A 20,276-nucleotide genomic window follows, 5' to 3' on the forward strand; every position below is an offset into this window, starting at 1 on the left:
GATTTCAGCAGATACAAAGGTCAGGCAGCTTCGGTTGCGTGACCTTTTCTTTTTAAGATCAATGCGCAGAGCAATGACACGATCAGCCCGACTGGCAGGATCTCGGCGTAGGTCATTAAGAGAATTACGAAGGGATTTTTGTACATCTCCTTGTACTCATTCATCTTGGCGATTTCCTGCTGGAGTTCGGCCGCGGTTGCACCTTCTTGCTCGCTTTGCCGTATCGTGAAGTCTGCGTACTTGTCCATAAAATCGGGGACAAAGTAGTAGTAGTCTACCAGCCAGACTAATGCATAGACGGTCGATGCTACTAATGTAATCAACAAGCCGATCTTAAATGCTTTGCCGAATGTGACAGTACCATTGCTGTACTTGTCGCGGTAATTTTTGACACCCACAAAAATGAGCGAAAATGCCAGGAGCATGGAAGCATAGCCGACGAGGATACTCCCTTCAAAGTTCCCGTTTTCGTAACAAGCCGCCGTGCTGGCGACCATAAAGGTGGAGACGATAGCGCCGGAGATCAGGCCACAGATGAGGATAATTCTTTTCATATCAAAAAAATTAAGAACTGGTGATGCTGCAAAACTGCCCTAATCAACGCATTTCCCTCTCATACTTTCGGGTGATTTGATGCAAAGCGCAAGTCATATCATCCCAAAGTACTAGCCAGTATTATGGAATCAATCTTAGTCTCCTCGCCTTTTCCACAGCCTGAATGCGGCTCCTTGCTTCGAGTTTGTCAAAAAGGCTGGATGAATGTGTCTTGATTGTGTTGACTGAAACAAAAAGCTGATCGGCGATCTGCTGGTTACTTGAACCTTCGGCAATTTTTGCCAACACTTCTAACTCCCGCTTACTAAGGCCAAGGCGAAGCACCTCCGGTTCATTGAGCGCGAAGGTTTCGGTCGGTTTTACAAAAACTTCCTTTTCAATGACAACGGTACGCACTTTCGGATTCGTGAGTTTAATCGCCAGCCAGATCCCTAGTCCGGTAAAAAGGAGCGCAACTCCCCCTATGTAAATTTCAATAAGGTGATGAATGATTAAAAACCGCAGTTCCAGCCACTTCAACAGGAAAAGCAGCAGAGCAAGTACAATACCGTAGAGGATAGCCTGGCTGTGCCGGCGGACAAAGGAGCGCGTTGACGTTAGTATCACGTAATAAGTGTATTATCAAATCAGAACATAAAGTAATTGAGACGCTTGCGCTACTTCTTTCTTCAAGCAAAAACCGGATCGCTGCTCTGTTTTGCCAAATATTGCTAAATTGGCTAACCAACCTTTACACTCCTGATTTTGAAAAACGCTTCTACCCTGTTGAACTGGTTACCGGGCTCGCCCCTCCGCCGTGTCACCTGCTTTATCGTTTTTGTTCTTAGCATCGCAGCACAGGCAGTTTCTGGCCAGAGTTCGGTGTCGCAGGATTCACTTTATATCCGCGAACATTATACGAAAATGGAGCGGATGGTACCCATGCGTGACGGAGTAAGACTATTTACTTCAATTTACGTCCCGAAAGACATTTCTGCCGGGAAAAAATATCCGATCCTGCTTAATCGCACACCTTATAGCGTGGCGCCTTATGGTGAAGAACTTTACAAGCTGACGATCGGCCCGAGCATGCATTTTGCGCGCGACGGATATATTATCGTCTACCAGGACGTACGTGGCAAGTATATGTCGGAAGGTGACTTTGAAGCCTACCGCCCATTTATACCAAACAAGAAATCAAAAACTGACATCGACGAAAGCTCCGACACTTTCGATACGATCGACTGGCTGACCAAGAATATCGAATATCATAATGGAAAAGTGGGCAGCTGGGGTATCTCGGCGCCGGGGTATTACGCGACGATGACCGCCGTCGACGCACATCCTGCATTGAAAGTAGCATCGCCACAAGCCCCCGTGACCGATTGGTTTATGGGTGACGACCGCCATCACAACGGCGCTTTTTTCCTGATGGGCACATTTGCATTCCTTTCTTCCTATGGAGCGCCGCGGCCGGCCCCCACTCCGAAAGGCACTCCTGCTTTCAGTGCTTATGGAACACCGGATTCTTACGAGTTCTACAAGAAACTGGGTCCGCTGAAAAATGTGAACGAAAAGATCTTCAAAAACCAGAACCGCATTTGGAATCAGATGATGGAAAATGAAACCTACAATGATTTCTGGAAAGCGCGCACGCCGGTGCCGCATTTAAAGAATATCAAACCCGCAGTGATGGTTGTAGGTGGTTGGTTTGATCAGGAAGATCTTTACGGTCCGTTGAAAACATACCAGGGGATTGAAAATAACAAACCCAAATCACCTAACCTGTTGGTAATGGGACCCTGGATTCACGGTGGCTGGGCGCGGGGTACCGGTGAGTCGCTGGGCGATATTCGTTTCGGTGCACGTACAAGTGAATTTTATCAGAAGGAAATCGAGTTACCCTACTTTAATCACTTCCTCAAAGACCAGCCTGATCCTGCATTACCGAAAGCATACATTTTTGAAACGGGATCAAACCAGTGGAAAAAGTACGATCAGTGGCCTCCGAAAAATACCGTTGAAAAAAAGCTGTACTTCCACCCCGACGGGACTTTGTCATTTACCCCCACGATGACAACGATGCAAGCAGGCGCAAAACCTGCCTTTCACGAATACACGAGCGATCCTGATAAGCCGGTGCCTTATACTTCCGAAATCCGTATTATCCGCGGGTCGGATTTTATGTATGAAGACCAGCGTTTTGCGGCTACCCGGCCCGATGTGCTGGTTTATGAATCTGCTCCGCTTGAACAGGATGTGACCATCTCCGGCAATGTTTTTGCTGATCTTTTCATTTCATCAACAGGTACAGATGCCGACTTCGTGGTCAAGCTGATCGATGTGTACCCGGGCGATGCACCCAATGACAGTCCGGTCAATCCGAACATGAAAATGGGCGGATTTCAGTTGCTGGTTCGTGGAGAGGTAATGCGTTCCAAATTCCGGAACAGCTTTTCGAAACCGGAGCCGCTCGTGCCTGGCAAAATCGAACATGTGAAATTCGATATGCAGGACGCCGCCCATTGTTTTAGAAAAGGTCACAAAATAATGGTACAGGTACAGAGTTCCTGGTTCCCCTTAGTCGACCGCAATCCGCAGCAGTTCGTCAACATTTACAAAGCTTCCGAGAAAGATTTCAAGAAAGCGAATCACCGGATCTATCTTTCTGGAAGCAGCTCTTCGTACGTCGGTGTGAGGGTTTTGGAGTGATGATTGGGATCGTTTTTGCTGGGAATGGGTTTCCTAGATTCCTAGGCGAGTCCCAAGTCACGATTGTCGACCAGACGTAGGAAGAATGTGTGTTTGATGATTGTTATTGTTATATTTAAATTAGAATCTACGCTGACATTATGTATAGGAAAGTATTTGTAGCCGAGCATTCAGAAGACCTCATGGTAAGGCTGCCAGATGAATATTTGCATAAAGGCATTGAAGTAATTGCCTTTGAGCTCGACAGCAATACAGATGAGCTTTATGCTGCTAAAAAGGACGCCGCGCGAAAAGCAATGCGATTTTTCGATAGCATTCAGGTGGATCTGAGCCATTATAGATTTAACAGGGATGAAGCCAATGAGAGATAAAATCTTTATTGACAGCAACATTGCCTTATATCTGCTAGACTTGCCCGATAGCCCTAAAAAACAGATTGCCTCCTCGATTATCTTCGAATTGCCGTTTATCAGTCCGCAAGTGGTTTTTGAATGCTTTAATGTTTGTCTCCGGAAACTCAGATTAGATCGGGAAAAATCTTTCAGGTTCGTGAATGAGCTTGTTTCAAGTACTTTTATGCAATCTGAAACCGAGCATGTGGTCAGCCTAGCATTATACCTTTTTGACAGATACATGCTGCAACCTTTTGACGCCAAGATCATTGCCTCAGCATTGGAAGCAGATTGCACTATACTCTATTCAGAAGATATGCAGAACGGCCTGGTAATCGAAAACAAACTGACCATTATCAATCCTTTTTTAGGAAGTTAAAGTTTATACTCTTCAATCTTCCGGTACAAGGTCGCAATGCCAATTTCTAAAAGGCGCGCAGCTTCTGCTTTGTTGCCTTTTGTATAATTCAGGACTTTTTGTACATGCAGCTTCTCCGCGCTTGCAAGTGAAAAGGCAGATAGATTTTTGGAGCTTCCGGTACGTTCTTGCAGCAAATCCGCTGGAAGTGTTTCTGTCCCCAAGACAGGTTCGTCTGTGAGGATGACGCTGCGTTCGATGATATTTTTCAGCTCACGGATATTGCCTGTCCAGCGGTTTCTTTGCAAGGCAGCTATAAAATCCGCAGACAGCGAAGTTATTTTCTTATTTGCTTTCAACGCATAAATACTTGCAAAACCCTTCGCCAGCGCTTCTATGTCACCTTTTCGATCTCTCAGCGCTGGAATGTTGACCTGAAAAACTGACAATCTGTAATATAAATCACTCCTGAAATTACCCGATTCAATTTCTTTATTGAGGTCGCGGTTGGTTGCCGCGATTACGCGCACATTTACTTTGGTCGGCTGCGTATCTCCTATCTTGATAAATTCATGAGATTCAAGTACGCGGAGCAATTTTGCTTGCAGTTCCAACGCTAGCTCACCAATTTCATCAAGGAAAATAGTACCGTTATGTGCTTCTTCAAATAACCCTTTCTTATCACGTACCGCACTTGTAAAAGCGCCAGCCTTATAGCCAAACATCTCGCTTTCAAGAAGTTCCTTCCCAAAAGCTGAGCAATTGACAGCCACAAAAGGCTTTTTAGACCGACTGCTTGCCTGATGAATAGATTGCGCAAAAACCTCCTTACCCGTACCCGTTTCTCCTAAGAGCAAGACAGTCGTGTCAGTCGGAGCTACTTTTCTGGCTAAGGCGATGCTTTGCAGCAGGTTTTCAGACTTCCCTATGATAGAGTCGAACGAGTATTTCTCGCCCACCTGCTTTTCCAGCTGATACACCCGCCTGTTCAGCTCTGCCTTTTCAATAGCGCGGTGAACAAGAGGAATAATTTTGTTGTTGTCGTCGCCTTTGGTTATGTAATCGAATGCACCATTCTTAATAGCCTGCACACCATCTGGAATATTTCCGTATGCCGTCAACAAGACTACCTCGATGAGTGGATATTTATCCTTGACAGTTGTTATAAAATCCACACCGTTCCCGTCCGGCAGCTTTACGTCGCAAAGTAAGATATCAATGTCGGACTGATCGAGCCGCTTCAATCCTGACTTCAAATCACCTGCTTCTAAAACTTCGAATCCTTCCAATGTGACGATCCGTGCGATCAGCCCTCTTAACTTTTCTTCATCATCAATGATGAGTATTTTCTTCATGTTAAACAGAGCTTAGCGGACTTACTCAAGCGTGTTTGTTAGGGTGAAGGCAGCACTGCCAGTAATCGTAAATGATCTTGAGGCGGTTTTTAAGATCTGTGAAACTATCCTCTTTTTTGAAGAAGCCTTGTATGGTGGAATCGTAGGCTGCTTCAATCACCAGGGGATTGTCGGCAGTACTAAGGAAAACGAATGGAATTGACTTTCTTCGCAAAAATTCATTTTCATCAATGCGATTTCTTAGTTCAAGTCCGTTCATTACCGGCATGTTGATATCGCAAATGATGATGAATGGTTGTTCTTGGGTTGTTTCAAGATATAGAAGCGCTTCCAGCCCATTCCCAAAAAAAATAAGCTTATTGGGAAGGTTCAATTCTTCGATTACGCTTTGGATCAGAAACTGATCGTCAACGTCGTCTTCGATAGAAATGATCGGTCCTCTTACTGACATGCCGGATATTTTAAGGCTATTGATGTCGGCAAATATCGCAATTATTCAATCCAATACCAATCCGACATTTCCACCACGCAATGCTTTTAGAAACCAAGCTGCTTATAAGAGAGCAGCTTGGTTTTCTTAAGAAAAGCTAAAATTCAGCATTAGCTATTTTTTGATGATAAGCTTTTGGGTGAACATTAACTCACCGCGTCTTACCCTAACAACATATGTACCATCAATTAGCTTGGAGATATCAAGCTTCTCTCCCTCCCAATTGACGTCAAGGACAGCCCTGCCGTGCTGGTCGTATATCTGCAGTGGGTGTTGCTGCCCCTTCTTGTAAACCCCAGGCATAAGCTCCACATCATTGCTGGCTGGGTTAGGGAAGACCGTCATTTCAATTTCAGGGTATTTGACTTCAAAACCATAGATCCGCAAAGCTTTTTTAGTTGCCTGCCCTGCATTTGAACGGTGATGAAGGGTATTATCTGTTAGATCAACTTCAAATAAGAAGTGAAATTGAAGGTTTGTGACTGGCTCAAAAAAATGACCTTGTGCATCTGAGTCCAACTCCTGATTAGCAGCACCTTTATCCCACAGCTGTGTTTGAATGGCGACAGCCCCCTCCATTTCGGACGTTTTTAGATAAATCGGATCAGCTTTGGTAATTACTGCGTCTACATTATAAATACCATTTGCCAGGGGGAGTACTCCTTTCGGATTAGAAAAGTGCGACTTTAAGCCCATTTTACTGAATACTACATCTCCATTCGGATCGCGGATTACAAGGTTGTAATCGGCGACAGGTCCTGGTAAGCCGAAGCTATCGAAGCATAAGAGACTAAAATTGAAGTTGAGCTCGGGGACAATTGGTTCTCCTTCGGTATGAAACACTGCGCTAACCTCTTTCGTCTCGCATGATTTATCTGAACCTATCGAAGAAACGAACCAACTTATATCCTTATCAAAAGATAAGTTTTCTAGGGTAAAAGTACTTCCAGATACTTCGGTGTCAACCAGTGTTGAGCCACCCTCTACTTTTGCAAATAAACGCACATTAGTAACCCCTGGCGGCATTGTCCACGTAAGTTGAACAGAGTTATTGGCTCCCAGCTGCACTCCATTGACATTGTTAGGAATAAGGTTTGACGGGCTGGGTGGAAGAATAAAGTAAAACGCTGATGCTGCAGGTCCAAGCAACCATACACCATCGGAATTCTTGATAGCTCCGCGGACACTGCGAAGGTATGGGCCTGGATAAACTGAAGCATTGCTTATCACAGGAGATTTTGTATCTCCCTCAACTCTATCCATAACAATAAATTTCTGAAATAATGGATCGAAAATGCTATACTGGTAAGCTTTTACGCCCGCAATTGGCTTCCAGGATATCTGTACCCCCTGTCCTGCATTTACACACGTAAGCGGATCAAGATCCGGCTTGGGCGCAAGTTCGGCCTTGGTAGTAAAGTGGAACCACTCGGATACTGCCCCCTCTTCCTCATATAAAATAAAAGGAGCGATTGGATTCTTCTTTGGGATAATGGCCCATTTATACTCTTTGTCATTATTGAGCTCCAATAAGTCTGGGATGTGAAGCGTAAAATCAGTGAAGGTGGCTGACGTGTCCTGTGCAAGAGATTGGTATAGCGGATCTTTTACATACAATTGATAGTAGTCCGCACTGTTAGGACTGAGTTTACCAGCCATCAAACGGATATCCTCACCAAATAGCGGAACTTCGGCATAGTTAGCTGGGGAATACAACGGGATTGTCGGCAGATCTGTCTTAAACCAAATCGAATTACTCCATTCTCCATAAATTGTCGGGAAGTTATTCTTCTCCTCATCTGTAAAATTGACAATCATTCCATTTGGTAAAACGTGAACTGCCCATTCGGAGCCAAGCTTTTGTTTCGCAGCTACTTTATAAGTATAACTTTTCTGTTTCGAAAGTGCGAGTTCCGTATTTATAACAAGCTTGTCTTCATCGTAAGGTTCATCTACGGGAATGAGATGCCCGGAGACGGGACTTATATCATCCAGCACATGGATGTCATAACCAGCAGCCCCAGGCGTACTTCCAAAGGTGAACAGCGTACTCCATGCTGGGACGATGGCTGCCTGTAATGGCTGCGATACTGTAACTGCCGGGATATGGTCTGTGGCAAAAGGATAAGTTAAAGTCCATTTTTTCTTGTTGAGCAGTGACTCACAAAACTTTGGATCATTTGTTCCAGCACAGTGTTCCCGCGCTCCCGGTCCGTCGGCCAAATGTGAACGAACGAAGTATCTGTGCCCTGGCTCCAAATTAATTAACCCGTAAGTCATACTGGTCATTAACTCGGGCGCCTGGTTGCTCACAAATCTGTAGACAGGTGCTTCACTCTCACTAAACGTGGCACTTTCGCTTACCTCAAAAAGCCGGTAGCTCTCGTACAACGGATACTCTGATTCAACACCAACTTTTACCGGCCAAGGGTATGCCACTGCATCATCTTCCGGCGAATGTGCCAAGGTTGACGCATAATCCGGCAATTCCAGAACCGTTGCCCAAGCATCAAAGAGCGTAATGTGCTCCTTTGATTTGGGACCGTATTGAGGATAGGCGTGCAATGCAGTCATAGTTGCCTGGCGGAACTCTTCGACGCCTGCATTGTACGAAACAGCCCGTGATGCAGCCCAGAGCACACGCAATGCAAGTTCTCTGGGCATTTTATTAACGAAGTAGGTTAAACTACCGGGCTCGTCATTTGTGTATCCAGTAGGGCCTTCTGTTCCGTGCACAAGTAAGTAGTAGAAGAATTGAAGAAAGCCTGCATTATGTTTGGGGCTGGTATTACTCCAGTTCGCTCCATGATAAACAGTCGGCTGATCGTAAAGCTTTGGCTGAGAAAAGTCGGTCATGGGCGTAGAAGGTGATATTTCCTCAAAGAGCGTCCATATACTTTCGGCATCAGGATTTTGCTTTTCGCGCTCCTCATCTTTCTTGATTTCCAAAGCGAAAATATTAGCAAGGCCTGACATGATTGTTCTCGCATCCAAATCCCTCTCTACATCCATTGCAACCGGAAAGTCTCTGCATAACTGTAATGAGAGAGCATAAGTCCTGAATATTTCGTCTCTACACGCGGACGAAGGTTTATATGGATAAAACAGATAAGCATAATTCCCATAATGCCATAATTCCGAGATGTCGCCCGAAGGGTCACCAACTGTATTAGTCAAACCAACCTTCCCAGTTCCGTCCATTCCTAAGTGCTGGAATTTAGTCATGAACCAACTTTTTGCTTTACTTGAATAAGCATGAACACTCACGCCTACCTTCGATTTCAACAGATTTTGATCCTTGCCGTAAAGCTGACTTTGCTGCGGATTTAAGTTTATGAAAGAGGACTGACCATCAGGAGCTAGCGGGTCGTATTCGACCGTTTCAATAAGGCCGCCGGTGGAACAATCAACCAACAAAACCGCGCGTGCGCTATTTGGATCTTCTGTTAATGTTACCTCTTTTGCACTGAATGTTACCGGGCCATTAAACCAGCTTTCAGCCTCTTTGGTAACCGCGCAATCCGCATTGCTGGTGTAAGGCCTCTTGCCTATCCCAACCGCGTAACATGCTGTCATGATCCTCTTGTAAACCGGCGAGCCTACCGGATGCCCGTTCAATACTGCGGCTTTAAGTAGTAATACCCTGAAGTCTGAATAAGTGGTATTTGCATTCAATCCAGGAACCAGCGCATCATAGAAGAGTTTCAGTGCCAGCTCGTAAGTTGCGTGTTTGTCTCCGGGAATGAGGGGCTCTGTGACGAACAAGCCCTTGGAAATATCATCATCAGGATACCCGGTTCTAGCAGTGTTGAGCAAATAAAAAAGGTACTTGCCCACGGCAGAGTTGCGACCCATTGGGTCAAGACCATCTACCCAGAATGTTCCTTTATAAGTACTGGGTAGATCATGTTGCTTCGGATTATCAAAAGGCACGGACACCGGGTAGCCTGCGGGAAATACATCTTCCTTGTCCGGTGCCCAGTTGGGATTCGTAAATTTCCTTTGGGGGTCTTCCCAGTTAACAAATGCCAGACTCAGCACCTGACTTAACACACCCGTGAGATAGAATGCTTCGCTAGCCTTATTCAATTCACCAGGTAAATGCGCAATAGCAAGCTCGTTTGACAACAAATATGCCAGATCAGACCTCGATACCAGCGATATGCCATTCAGAGTTTCAGTATTAAAAGTGACTCTCTCACCAATAATATCCGGTAAGGAGCTCTTTCGAAGTACGATCTCAATAGGCCAATAGCCCTCTTTATCAATCCCATCATGCCCCAGGAAGGTGTGCGTGAATTTTGTAAAACGCTGTGCAATATGCAATGCGCTGGTTCCGTAAGTGGACAGAATGGGGTTGGGCGTTATCGGATTACCTTCCTCATTGAGATTCGATAACAAACCTAACGATCCATTATAAACCGCTGGTGGCGCGCCGGAATTCAAAATGGAAGCAAAAGGGTACTCAATGGCAGTTTCTGTATCGCCATCTTCAATACCTGTGATTTCAATGGGTGCCCAGAGTTCCTTTGCCGGATCCCGTGGTGAACGAAGAGCCAGGCCGGTAGTGTAGTAATTACCAAAGGGTACTGCAGGCTGAGTGGGATCATATTCGTTTTCAATGTACGGCAAATAGGCTGTCAGCCAGACACCCTGCATGCCATAGTACTGGGTAGGTACTTGCACCCAGTAGTTCGTTGAATTATAAAGCACCCCAAATTTGTTCGGTGGTGGTGGCTGCAATGGGTCATAGTTCACTTTCGGGTAAGAAGGCGGCTTGACCGATTCGTCCTGCGCATAGACCGTGCTTATTCCCGAAATTGAGAGCACCAAAAACAAGAAAAGCCGGATTAGGGTAACCGGCACAGCGCACGCCTGCCAGGGAGGGAATCGTAAAATTCTGTTCATAGATGGGGATATATTAAGCTGAAAAACTCAGCCATAATACCCCCGCTTCCAACACTTTGATTTTAGCAACGTACAAACGGCCTCAACCTGGTTATTCACCGGATCGAGGCCTGGTAGTAGTTTGTAGCACGATCGAAATGTAACTATTGAAAACGGAAAGAACTTAGCGAACCTTACAAGTTCATTCCGCCAGATACTTCTATACGTTGTCCATTTACCCAGCGCGACTCGTCCGAACAAAGGAAGGCTACTACCCCACCGATATCATCAGGCTGACCAACCCTGCCAAGCGCAGTGATACTGTTCATGTGATCCTCCAGGCCCGGGTGCGACTCAAAGGCGCGTTTCGTAAAATCGGTGTGAATGATGCCCGGAGCTACTGTATTGGCCGTAATGCCGCGTGCGCCGAGTTCTTTCGCTAGATACCTCGTCAACACTTCCACAGCGCCCTTCATAGATGCGTAAGCGGCGTAGCCTGGATTGGTAAAGCGGGCCAGTCCCGTGGATAGATTGACGATGCGCCCCTGATCTGCAATAAATGGGAGCGCCTTTTGTGTCAGGAAGTAAACCCCTTTGAAATGAACATTCATCAAATCGTCAAAGTCCTGCTCAGAGGTCTTCGCAAATGGAGAATACCTGTCGATACCTGCATTATTGATCAGGAAATCGAAAGTACTGCGTCCCCATTTCTCATTTAATACGCGTGATAAGTTTTCGAAAAACCCGTCGAAAGTTTGGGTATCTGCAGTATTCAATTGCAGTGCTACTGCCTGTTGACCCAATCCTTCGATTTCCGAAACTACATCCAGTGCCTCCTTTTCGCTACTGTTGTAAATAACGATCACATCATTTCCTTTTGCCGCAAGTGATAATGCCATGTTTTTTCCAAGACCACGGCCGGCGCCGGTGACAAGTGCTATTTTGCTATCTGATTTCATCTTTTGTTTTGTTTTAATTGATGAACAAAAGTAAAAGTGTACCAGACAGGAAATTTGCTGCGATCAAATCAAAACTTACGAAATTCAAATGCTACTTCGAAATGCACGCGGGTTCAGGGTTGTATGTTTCTTGAAAAGGTTATTGAAATGCGAAGTCTCCTCGAAACCCAGGCTGTATGCGATTTCAGACACATTCCAGTCTGTGTGTTTTAACAATATCTTTGATTCCCTGATGATGCGCTCCGTAATCAACTCGGTGGTCGTTTTTCCGGTAATCTCTTTTAATACCTTATTGAGATAATTAACGTGGATCGACAGCTGATCAGCGAAGTCTTTCGCCGAGCGGAATGTGAGTTTCTGATGGGGCGGCTCAATGGGAAATTGCCTTTCCAACAACTCCATAAACAAGGAAGAAACCCGCTTGTAGGCATTGGTTTCAGTAAAAAGCGTGGAAGCAGGCTGTAACTTCTGACCAAAATGAATCAGCTCGATTACATAGTTTCGCAGCAAATCGTATTTATAGGTATAATCCGAATTCATCTCCCGGAATATCTTGGAGAAGATCAGGTTTACTTCCTCAATCTGAGGCTCGGTGAGGAAAAAGATCGGGTTGCCACCAGGTTTAAAAACAGGAAGTTCTTTTAATCTGATTCCGCTGTTGTCCTGCGTCAGAAAATCCTCGGAAAAAATGCAAAACATACCCGCTTGCTGATCGTCAAGCGGGATGTAGTTATAGGGTATCTGAGGTGTGGCAAACAGTAATGCATTACTCTCAATATCAATCACCTTGTCCGCGTACTCCGCCCGGTTCTTGCCGAGGATCAAACTGATTTTATAGTAAGCACGCCGATTGTAAGGCATTTGCTGGTGCTTTCCGCCACGGTATAAGTCTTCCGTCCGGAACACATTGAAGTGCCCGATCTCTTTCTGAATCTGCGTCGGAATAAGTTGCGAAGTTTCATTGTAGAATACTTCGATCGTTGTGGCTTTCTGCATACCTCAAACTTACGAAAATCAAATCTTCCTGATCTCAGGTATATCTTACAAATGCTTCGTCTTCGTAACACCACAGCCAGTTTTCGCCTGGCTCCGCGGAGATTACTACCGGGTGGCCCGTCTCATTGAAGTGCTTTGTCATATGTGTAGCAGGTGAGCTGTCGCAGCAAAGCGTCACGCCGCAAGTCTGGCAGGTGCGCAAATGCAGCCACCGCCCGTCCACTTTCACGCACTCTTCACAAACGTGCTCACGCGGCGTTTTCAACTCCGTTATTTCACTGATATGCTTACAAACCTGGTCCATTATACCTCACTTAAATATTGATGAACAAAACTGATTGACATTGATCCTTCACCTACTGCCGAGGTAACCCGGTTCATCGCGCCGGCACGTACGTCGCCCGCTGCAAATATTCCCGGTGAGCTGGTTTCGAGCAGGTACGGGTCGCGGTCTGCCTTCCATATCTGCTTGAAATTGCTATATCCCTTCATTTCCCGGCCTGTTTCGATGAAGCCTTTGCTGTTTTTAATAATTTCAAGACCTACCCAATCCGTGTACGGCCGCGCGCCAATGAAGATAAAAAGTGCATCCGCAGGTACCGTCCGCTGCTCATTTGAGTTCAGATCTACCAGTTTCAGTGATTCAAGCCGGTCACTTCCCGCAGCTTCGACAATTTCCGTACAGCCCAGTACACTGATGTTTTCCGTCCCCCTGATCTGGTCGATCAGGTAGGAAGACATGGAAGAGGTAAGATCATTTTTGCGGACAATAATGAAGACATTTCTCGCAAATTTGGATAAATACATCGCCGCCTGGCCCGCAGAATTGCCGCCACCCAGTACATATACATCCTTATTGCCGCAGGAAGTAGCCTCTGTACTCGCCGCTCCGTAGTAAATCCCTTTTCCTGTAAACTCCTCAATTCCCTGGGTTTCCAGCTTTCTGTAGTCCACACCAGTTGTAATGACAACCGCCTTCGCATTGATCTCGCTGTCGTCGCCAAGTACAATCGTCTTGTATTTATCTTTCAGCTTAATCTCCTTTACTGATTGCGGAGAAAGCATTTCGGTACCAAAACGTGTCGCTTGTGTCACCGCGCGGCGGGTAAGTTCCGCTCCGCTGAGACCCATCGGAAAGCCCAGGTAATTTTCAATACGTGAACTTGTACCTGCCTGTCCGCCAGGTGCTTTTCGCTCGATCAATAAAGTACTTAAACCTTCCGACGCTCCATACACCGAAGCGGCAAGACCCGCAGGACCTGCACCAATGATGATCACATCGTAAATCTGCTGCTTGGTTTTTGCATTCAAACCGATCCGCTCGGCTACTTCAATGAGCGACGGTGTTTTCAGAAGACTCCCGTCTTCAAATATGATAGCCGGAAAATCAACTGGACAAAGGTTGTTGGTGGTCCTGATCTGCTTTCCAAGTTCGTTGGACTCAGCATCAAGCCAGGTATAAGGCACCAGGTTTCCGGCCAGGAAGTCTTTGAGCTCGTGAGATTTAGGTGAGAATTGGTAACCTAACACTTTAATGCCTTTGAAATCGGGACGGTAGTTGGCCTGCCAGTCTCTCAGCAGCTCGTCCAATGCCGGATAAAGCTTTTCCTCTGGCGGATCCCAGGGTTTCATCAGGTAATAATCCAGCTGCACATCATTAATCGCCTTAATCGCGGCTTCGGTATCGGAATAAGCAGTCAACAATACTTTTTTGGCAAATGGAAAAAGTACTTTGGCTTTTTCAAGAAAGTCGACCCCCTGCATTTCCGGCATACGCTGGTCCGAAATAAAGATTGCGATTTCTTCTCCCTTGTTCTGCAGTTCGAGCAAGCTTTCCATTGCTTCGGCCACCGATGTAGTGCTGAGTACCTTGTATTTATCCCGGTAATGGGATTTGAGATCGCGGCTGATAGCCCTTAAAACCTGAGGATCGTCGTCAATTGAAAATATAATGGGCAAACCCATAGTGAAATGTTGTTTATAAATGCAGAAACTAATTTATCCATTAATCGGGAAACAAACCAGAAACTCGGTTTTCCCTGGCTCCGAATGCAGGGTTACTGACCCGTGATGCTGCTTCACAATGCGCATGACCACGTCCAATCCCAGTCCTGTTCCTTTTCCAACGGACTTGGTAGTGAAAAACGGGTCGAATATCTTGGAACGGATCTCTTTGGATATTCCCGGTCCATTATCGCAGATACCCACTTTCACAAACTCCTTATCCAGTGTGGTTACAATGCGCAGCTCAGGCTCAGGCTGCCCTTCCAGTGCGTCAATTGCATTGTCAATGAGGTTGGTCCATACCTGGTTTAGCTCGCCCACCATTGCTTTAATCTTCGGCAAATCAGTGTTGAAGTCTTCAATTACCTTGATATTGCCTTTTTTCAGCTTGTAGTTGAGCATTGTGATCGTATTCCGGATACCGGTATGAATGTCCACAATCTCACGCTCTCCACCCCTGTCCATGTGTGTGAAGGTTTTCACTGATCCTACCAGATCAGCAATGCGCTTGGAGGCTTCCTGGATATCAGCTACCATTCTTTCTGTGGTCAGACTGTTGTTGATCCAAAGCAAAATCGGCGAAAGATCGTCTTTGTTGATCTTGCTTTTCAAATCTTCCAGATCTTCTTCACTGATTCCAAACTCCACCAGATTATCAGCAATGTCCTCGCAGCCGGCAATGTTATTGTCATCGAGCCAGTCAAGTATTTCATCTTCCTTTTCCGATCTTTTCATCATACTGAGTACAGGCCGGTTGGTATTCCCCAGAATGGCGGTCATTTTATTATTGATCACATCCACTTCCTCGGGAGACAAATGAATCGAGATCAGTTTTTTGAAATCGCCGGGCTGCATCAGTAAATGTTTCTTCAATGAGACCGATCCCCGCACAATAGCCGCCGCAGGATTGTTCAGTTCGTGCGCCAGTCCTGCCGACAATTTCCCCAAAGCCATCATTTTTTCATTCTGCTGTTCAAGCTCTGTAAACTCGCGAACGCGGGAAGTCATAACCACTACCAGCGCCTGGGTAAGCTCATAATTATTGACAATAAGCTCGTGCAGCAGCTCCTTCGGAAATGTCATGATTTGGGTCGCTTCAAGGCATTGTGCAAATGCAACACCTACCTTGCCGCGGGAAAACGGCAGAATGCCAGTCACAGTACCTGGGAGCAATTCTGAAATTGTATGCTTGGAGTTGTTTTGAATGCGGTAAAGCTCAACCCGGCCCGAAAAGAGAATGTGCGTACCATTAAGCGGCTCCTCCGGTTTGCCAAGAAATTCACCCTCCTGCAACTCGTAATGATTGCTCTTATCAATCATCCATTGCAGCTGATCCTCAGGAACATCGGCGAAGACAGGGATAGCCTTCAAGTCCTGAACACTGATATTTTTCATAAATGGGAAGCGTTGTGGTATTTATCAAACCCTAATTACGATATTAATCAGGATTTGACAGAAAAATATCAGGTTGAACCTGCTGAAAAGACCGGTAAAATCAGTCGGCCCAGCCTTAGGCTGCACCTGGCGTCACAATGCGGTTATATATTTTATATTCCGGAATTCCCTGCATGACCTCAACAATACTCAACTCTACCCAGTCGCGGTTATTCTGATGTACAAATGCGCCATTACAGCCAGGAAAAAGCTTTTGTAGCAGGCTAAGTGATTCTTCTTCAAGGTTGATCTCCTCGTGGCCCAGTTCGCTCACATGATAATAGCCCCTGCATAAACCAATGGAAGTTTCAAACTCGATCTTCACCAGACTGCCGGAAAGTTCGGGTTGTAACGATTCCAGAACAATTTCTTCTCTCAAATCGTCAGCAGTTCCCAATGTTTCTTCCTGTTCTCCAAGAATGTCTATCACGCTCATAATTCAGTTTTTATAAGTATACCTTGCAGCATTCAAACGCAAAAATTATTCCTGCTATGTGTGAGACAGCGGTATGATTATTGAAATAGCTGCGGTGTTGAACGTGAGAAAGATGCAGTACGAAACTAACATTCACATTGGCACGTCCGGTTGGAGCTATAAGCACTGGGCGAACATCTTTTATCCCCCGGAAGTAAAACCGGGAGATTACCTCTCCTTTTATGCCACACATTTTCGTGTTTCCGAGCTGAACAGCAGCTTTTACAGACTACCCCTGAAAAGCACGGTTAAGAAGTGGATCGATACCGTTCCGGAAGGTTTTCTGTTTTGCCCGAAAATGAGCAGGTACCTCAGTCACCTTAAAAAGCTGCATGATCCCGAGGAGCCTTTGCAGCGCTTTTTCCAGATTTTCGAACCATTCAAAACACATCTCGGACCAATCCTGATCCAGCTTCCTGCTGCCGTCAGGTTTGATGAAGAGGTAGTTACCCATTTGTACGAACTACTTTCGCAAGAATACAGCGACTATCGGTTTGCGATGGAAGTGCGGCACGAATCCTGGTTTTCGGAGGAAAGTATACGTCTGATGCGCAGGCACAAGATCACCCTTGTTATCGCGCAATCCGACAGGTACCCTTATTATGAAGAGCTGACCGCCAAAGATGTTTTCATCCGCTTTCACGGTCCGCGCCAACTATACAGCTCCTCCTACCCTGAGCAGATGATCCGTGACTATGCAGAAAAGCTGGTGGAATGGAAAAATAAGGGGCACAATATTTGGGCATTTTTCAACAATGATGTCAACGGTCACGCGCTGAGAAATGCCGCAATGCTTCAAAGCTGCGTGAATGAACTTTCCTGAATGCTTTAACCTAAAAACCTGAATAATCATGAGCTTATCAAAGTACAATGAGAAACGGAAGTTTGACGAAACGCCCGAACCAAAGGGCGGCAAGGCGAAGTCGGACGAACTCATTTTTGTGATCCAGAAACATGACGCTTCCCGCCTGCATTACGATTTCAGACTGGAAATGGACGGGGTATTGAAAAGCTGGGCGGTACCAAAAGGCCCCTCCACTGATCCCTCGGTGAAGCGACTGGCGATGATGGTTGAGGATCACCCTTACGATTACAAGGACTTTGAAGGGATTATCCCGGAAGGAAATTACGGCGCAGGTACCGTGATGGTCTGGGACTTTGGTACGTATGAGCCTCTTGAAAAAGCGGAGTCTAAAAAAGATATGGAGAAAATGCTCCTGAAAGAACTGAACTCTGGCTCTTTGAAAATCAGGTTAAAGGGCAAAAAGCTGAATGGTGAATTTGCATTGGTCAAAACCCACATGGAAGAAAATTCGTGGCTGCTGATCAAGCACCGCGACAAATTTGCCAGTGAAGAAGATATAACAAAAAAAGACCGCTCAGTGATTTCACGAAAAACACTGAAAGGAATAGAAGAAAATCCGGATCACGCAGTGTACGGAGAGCCTGAGGAAGACAAAAAGAAAAAGAGCGCCAAGCCGGCTAAAAGCACGGCCGGTGCCAATGAGGCGCTTGAAGAACAGGCAGACGGACCTTCTAAAACTGTGGCTAAAAAAAAAACAACGGACATCTTAAAAAAAGCTCCAAAAGCACCATTTCCTGAAACACTGATCCCCATGCTCGCGACACTTGTGGACGAGCCTTTTGACGATCCCGGCTGGGAATACGAAGTTAAATGGGACGGATACCGCGCAGTGGCTTACCTTAATAAAGGAGAAGTCGAGATCAAATCGAGGAATAAAAAGTCCTTCAATGAGAAATTCTATCCTGTTTACGATGCACTCAAATCGTGGAAGCTGAATGCGGTACTTGATGGGGAAATTGTGGTGATCAAAGAAAATGGGCAGTCGGATTTCAATGCGCTGCAAAACTGGCGCAGCGAAGCCGACGGGCAGTTGGTATACTATGTTTTTGATATTCTCTGGCTTGACGGCAAGGATCTTACCGGACTGCCGCTTTCGGATAGAAAAGCCATTTTACAAAACATAATAGACGACGATAGTCCTGCCAAGCTGGGTTACAGCATTGCAGCTGAGGGAGCTGCATTCTTCGAGGCAGCCAAAGGAATGGGATTGGAAGGTATTATTGCCAAAAGATCGGACAGCACCTACATTCCGGGAGTGAGAACGAAGGATTGGCTAAAAATAAAGATCAACAAGAGGCAGGAAGTGATCGTGGCCGGGTATACGCAGAATGTAGGTACATCCAAACCTTTCAGCTCGCTGCTGCTGGGAGCTTACGAGAATGGCGTTTTGCAATATGTGGGCAAAGTGGGGACTGGCTTCAAAGACAAGCAGCAGCGCGAAATGCTCGCGTTGTTCAAACCGCTGATCATCAAAGAAAGCCCTTTTGAACAAACACCAGACTATAACAAACCATCGCGTTTCCGCCCTAACCCACCGAAAGCAGATGCAACCTGGCTTAAACCTGAGCTTGTTTGTGAAGTGAGCTTTGCGGAAATCACTTCGGACGGCGTGTTCAGACATCCTTCTTTTGAGGGAATGCGGGAAGACAAAGCCGCCAAAGATGTGGTGAGAGAAGTGCAGCAACCTACTGAGGCAATTGTTGCAGAAAAAGAAAAACCCGAACAGAAAGAGCCAGACGCGCCTGAGGTGATCAAAGCGCCTGCAAAAGCGGGACGAAAATCACTTTTAAACCCGAAGGATGAAACACAGGTAAGGAAGGTCAACGGGCAGGAGATCAAGTTCTCGAACCTCGGCAAGGTTTTCTGGCCTGAGGAAAAGTTTACAAAACGCGACTTGATCAATTACTACTACCAGATTGCGCCATTCATCATCCCATACCTTGAAAACCGCCCGCTTTCGCTGAACCGCTTTCCGAACGGGATCAATGGGAAAAGCTTTTACCAGAAAGATGTGACCGGCAAAGTACCTGACTGGATCGAGACTTTCCCCTATGAATCAGAAGGTGAAAAGAAGAATTTTATGCTATGTAACAATGAGGCTGCTTTGCTTTATACAGTTAATCTGGGATGCATTGATGTGAATCCCTGGAACAGTACCACTGCTGCACCGGACAACCCCGACTGGTGCCTGCTCGATCTTGACCCTGATACTACCAACACTTTTGAACAAGTTATTCTGACTGCCCAAACCATCAAACAGTTTCTTGATTCCATTCAGGTCGAGAGTTATTGCAAGACTTCCGGCTCCACCGGACTGCACATTTACATTCCCCTGGCCGCAAAATACAACTACGATCAATGCCAGATGTTTGCACAATGGGTAGCGAGCCAGGTTCAGCAGGAACTGCCGAAATTCACGAGCATTGAGCGGATGACCAAAAACAGGAAAGGCAAATTGTACATTGATTACCTGCAAAACAGGCCGAAGGCTACATTGGCGGCGCCGTACTCAGTGAGGCCGAAGCCAGGTGCGACGGTATCCATGCCGCTGCATTGGGATGTGGTAAAAGAAGGATTACAACTGCGTGATTTTACAATTAAGAATGCAGTGGAAAGAGCCCGCAGTGAAGGTGATTTGTTCAAGCCTGTTTTAGGAAAAGGGATAGACCTGGAAGCAGTGATCTCGAAGATAGAAACGGCTGGTGAGCTTAATTAGCGGGAACTGTGCAATAAATTTTGCTTTGCCAAAACCGATGGTTAACTGGATCTTGCCTGTTACTCAACAAACTTTGTAAAGAAGTGTCTCAACTATTTT

General features: G+C 45.9%; 16 protein-coding genes. 5 read left to right on the top strand and 11 right to left on the bottom strand.

Translation table 11 applies throughout. The features are described 5' to 3' along the window. Positions 1-20: 20 nt before the first annotated feature. Positions 21-554, bottom strand: a complete 534-nt coding sequence (locus ASG33_RS19735; RefSeq protein WP_056289407.1) for a DUF4199 domain-containing protein — start codon at positions 552-554, stop codon at positions 21-23. Between the two features lie 121 nt (positions 555-675). Next, positions 676-1,161, bottom strand: coding sequence for a response regulator transcription factor (locus tag ASG33_RS19740; RefSeq protein ID WP_082489331.1), 486 nt, complete (start codon positions 1,159-1,161; stop codon positions 676-678). Positions 1,162-1,299: 138 nt separating this feature from the next. Here ASG33_RS19740 and ASG33_RS19745 point away from each other — a divergent pair, with 138 nt between their 5' ends. The 3 genes from ASG33_RS19745 (at position 1,300) to ASG33_RS19755 (ending at position 4,017) form a co-directional block, all read left to right on the top strand. Beyond that, positions 1,300-3,246, top strand: a complete 1,947-nt coding sequence (locus ASG33_RS19745; RefSeq protein ID WP_229238751.1) for a CocE/NonD family hydrolase — start codon at positions 1,300-1,302, stop codon at positions 3,244-3,246. 140 nt (positions 3,247-3,386) lie between these two features. Next, positions 3,387-3,617 (top strand): hypothetical protein, encoded by a 231-nt coding sequence (locus tag ASG33_RS19750; protein WP_056289410.1) that lies wholly within the window; start codon positions 3,387-3,389, stop codon positions 3,615-3,617. Further along, positions 3,607-4,017, top strand: coding sequence for a PIN domain-containing protein (locus ASG33_RS19755; RefSeq protein WP_056289413.1), 411 nt, complete (start codon positions 3,607-3,609; stop codon positions 4,015-4,017). Before ASG33_RS19750 ends, ASG33_RS19755 begins: the two co-directional genes overlap by 11 nt. Here ASG33_RS19755 and ASG33_RS19760 read toward each other — a convergent pair. From ASG33_RS19760 to ASG33_RS19800, 9 genes are all read right to left on the bottom strand, one after another. Further along, complete coding sequence (locus tag ASG33_RS19760; protein ID WP_056289415.1) at positions 4,014-5,351, bottom strand: sigma-54 dependent transcriptional regulator; 1,338 nt, start codon at positions 5,349-5,351, stop codon at positions 4,014-4,016. The two genes, ASG33_RS19755 and ASG33_RS19760, sit on opposite strands and share 4 nt — an antisense overlap. Positions 5,352-5,376: 25 nt before the next feature. Further along, positions 5,377-5,802, bottom strand: coding sequence for a response regulator (locus ASG33_RS19765; protein ID WP_056289418.1), 426 nt, complete (start codon positions 5,800-5,802; stop codon positions 5,377-5,379). 153 nt (positions 5,803-5,955) lie between these two features. Beyond that, the gene (locus tag ASG33_RS19770) at positions 5,956-10,749 is read right to left on the bottom strand and encodes a T9SS type A sorting domain-containing protein (protein ID WP_056289422.1); all 4,794 of its coding nucleotides are present in this window, start codon (positions 10,747-10,749) and stop codon (positions 5,956-5,958) included. A gap of 173 nt (positions 10,750-10,922) precedes the next feature. Next, positions 10,923-11,687, bottom strand: a complete 765-nt coding sequence (locus ASG33_RS19775) for an SDR family NAD(P)-dependent oxidoreductase (protein WP_056289426.1) — start codon at positions 11,685-11,687, stop codon at positions 10,923-10,925. An 84-nt stretch (positions 11,688-11,771) separates the two neighbouring features. Further along, positions 11,772-12,683 (bottom strand): AraC family transcriptional regulator, encoded by a 912-nt coding sequence (locus tag ASG33_RS19780; RefSeq protein WP_056289429.1) that lies wholly within the window; start codon positions 12,681-12,683, stop codon positions 11,772-11,774. A 34-nt stretch (positions 12,684-12,717) separates the two neighbouring features. Next, positions 12,718-12,987, bottom strand: a complete 270-nt coding sequence (locus ASG33_RS19785; protein ID WP_056289432.1) for a UBP-type zinc finger domain-containing protein — start codon at positions 12,985-12,987, stop codon at positions 12,718-12,720. After that, the gene (locus tag ASG33_RS19790; RefSeq protein WP_056289435.1) at positions 12,987-14,648 is read right to left on the bottom strand and encodes an FAD-dependent oxidoreductase; all 1,662 of its coding nucleotides are present in this window, start codon (positions 14,646-14,648) and stop codon (positions 12,987-12,989) included. Before ASG33_RS19790 ends, ASG33_RS19785 begins: the two co-directional genes overlap by 1 nt. Positions 14,649-14,681: 33 nt before the next feature. Beyond that, positions 14,682-16,082 carry an ATP-binding protein gene (locus tag ASG33_RS19795; protein WP_056289438.1) on the bottom strand — a complete coding sequence of 467 codons (1,401 nt, stop codon included), beginning with the start codon at positions 16,080-16,082 and terminating at the stop codon, positions 14,682-14,684. A 115-nt stretch (positions 16,083-16,197) separates the two neighbouring features. Further along, positions 16,198-16,557: a hypothetical protein gene (locus ASG33_RS19800; RefSeq protein ID WP_056289441.1), complete on the bottom strand. Its 360-nt coding sequence runs from the start codon at positions 16,555-16,557 to the stop codon at positions 16,198-16,200. Positions 16,558-16,669: 112 nt separating this feature from the next. Here ASG33_RS19800 and ASG33_RS19805 point away from each other — a divergent pair, with 112 nt between their 5' ends. Together ASG33_RS19805 and ligD are read left to right on the top strand one after the other, a co-directional pair. After that, on the top strand, positions 16,670-17,419 hold the full coding sequence (locus ASG33_RS19805) for a DUF72 domain-containing protein (RefSeq protein ID WP_056290529.1): 750 nt from the start codon (positions 16,670-16,672) through the stop codon (positions 17,417-17,419). A gap of 28 nt (positions 17,420-17,447) precedes the next feature. Beyond that, positions 17,448-20,177: a DNA ligase D gene (ligD, locus tag ASG33_RS19810; RefSeq protein WP_056289445.1), complete on the top strand. Its 2,730-nt coding sequence runs from the start codon at positions 17,448-17,450 to the stop codon at positions 20,175-20,177. Positions 20,178-20,276: the final 99 nt, after the last annotated feature.

This window comes from Dyadobacter sp. Leaf189, from assembly GCF_001424405.1.
GTDB lineage: Bacteria > Bacteroidota > Bacteroidia > Cytophagales > Spirosomataceae > Dyadobacter.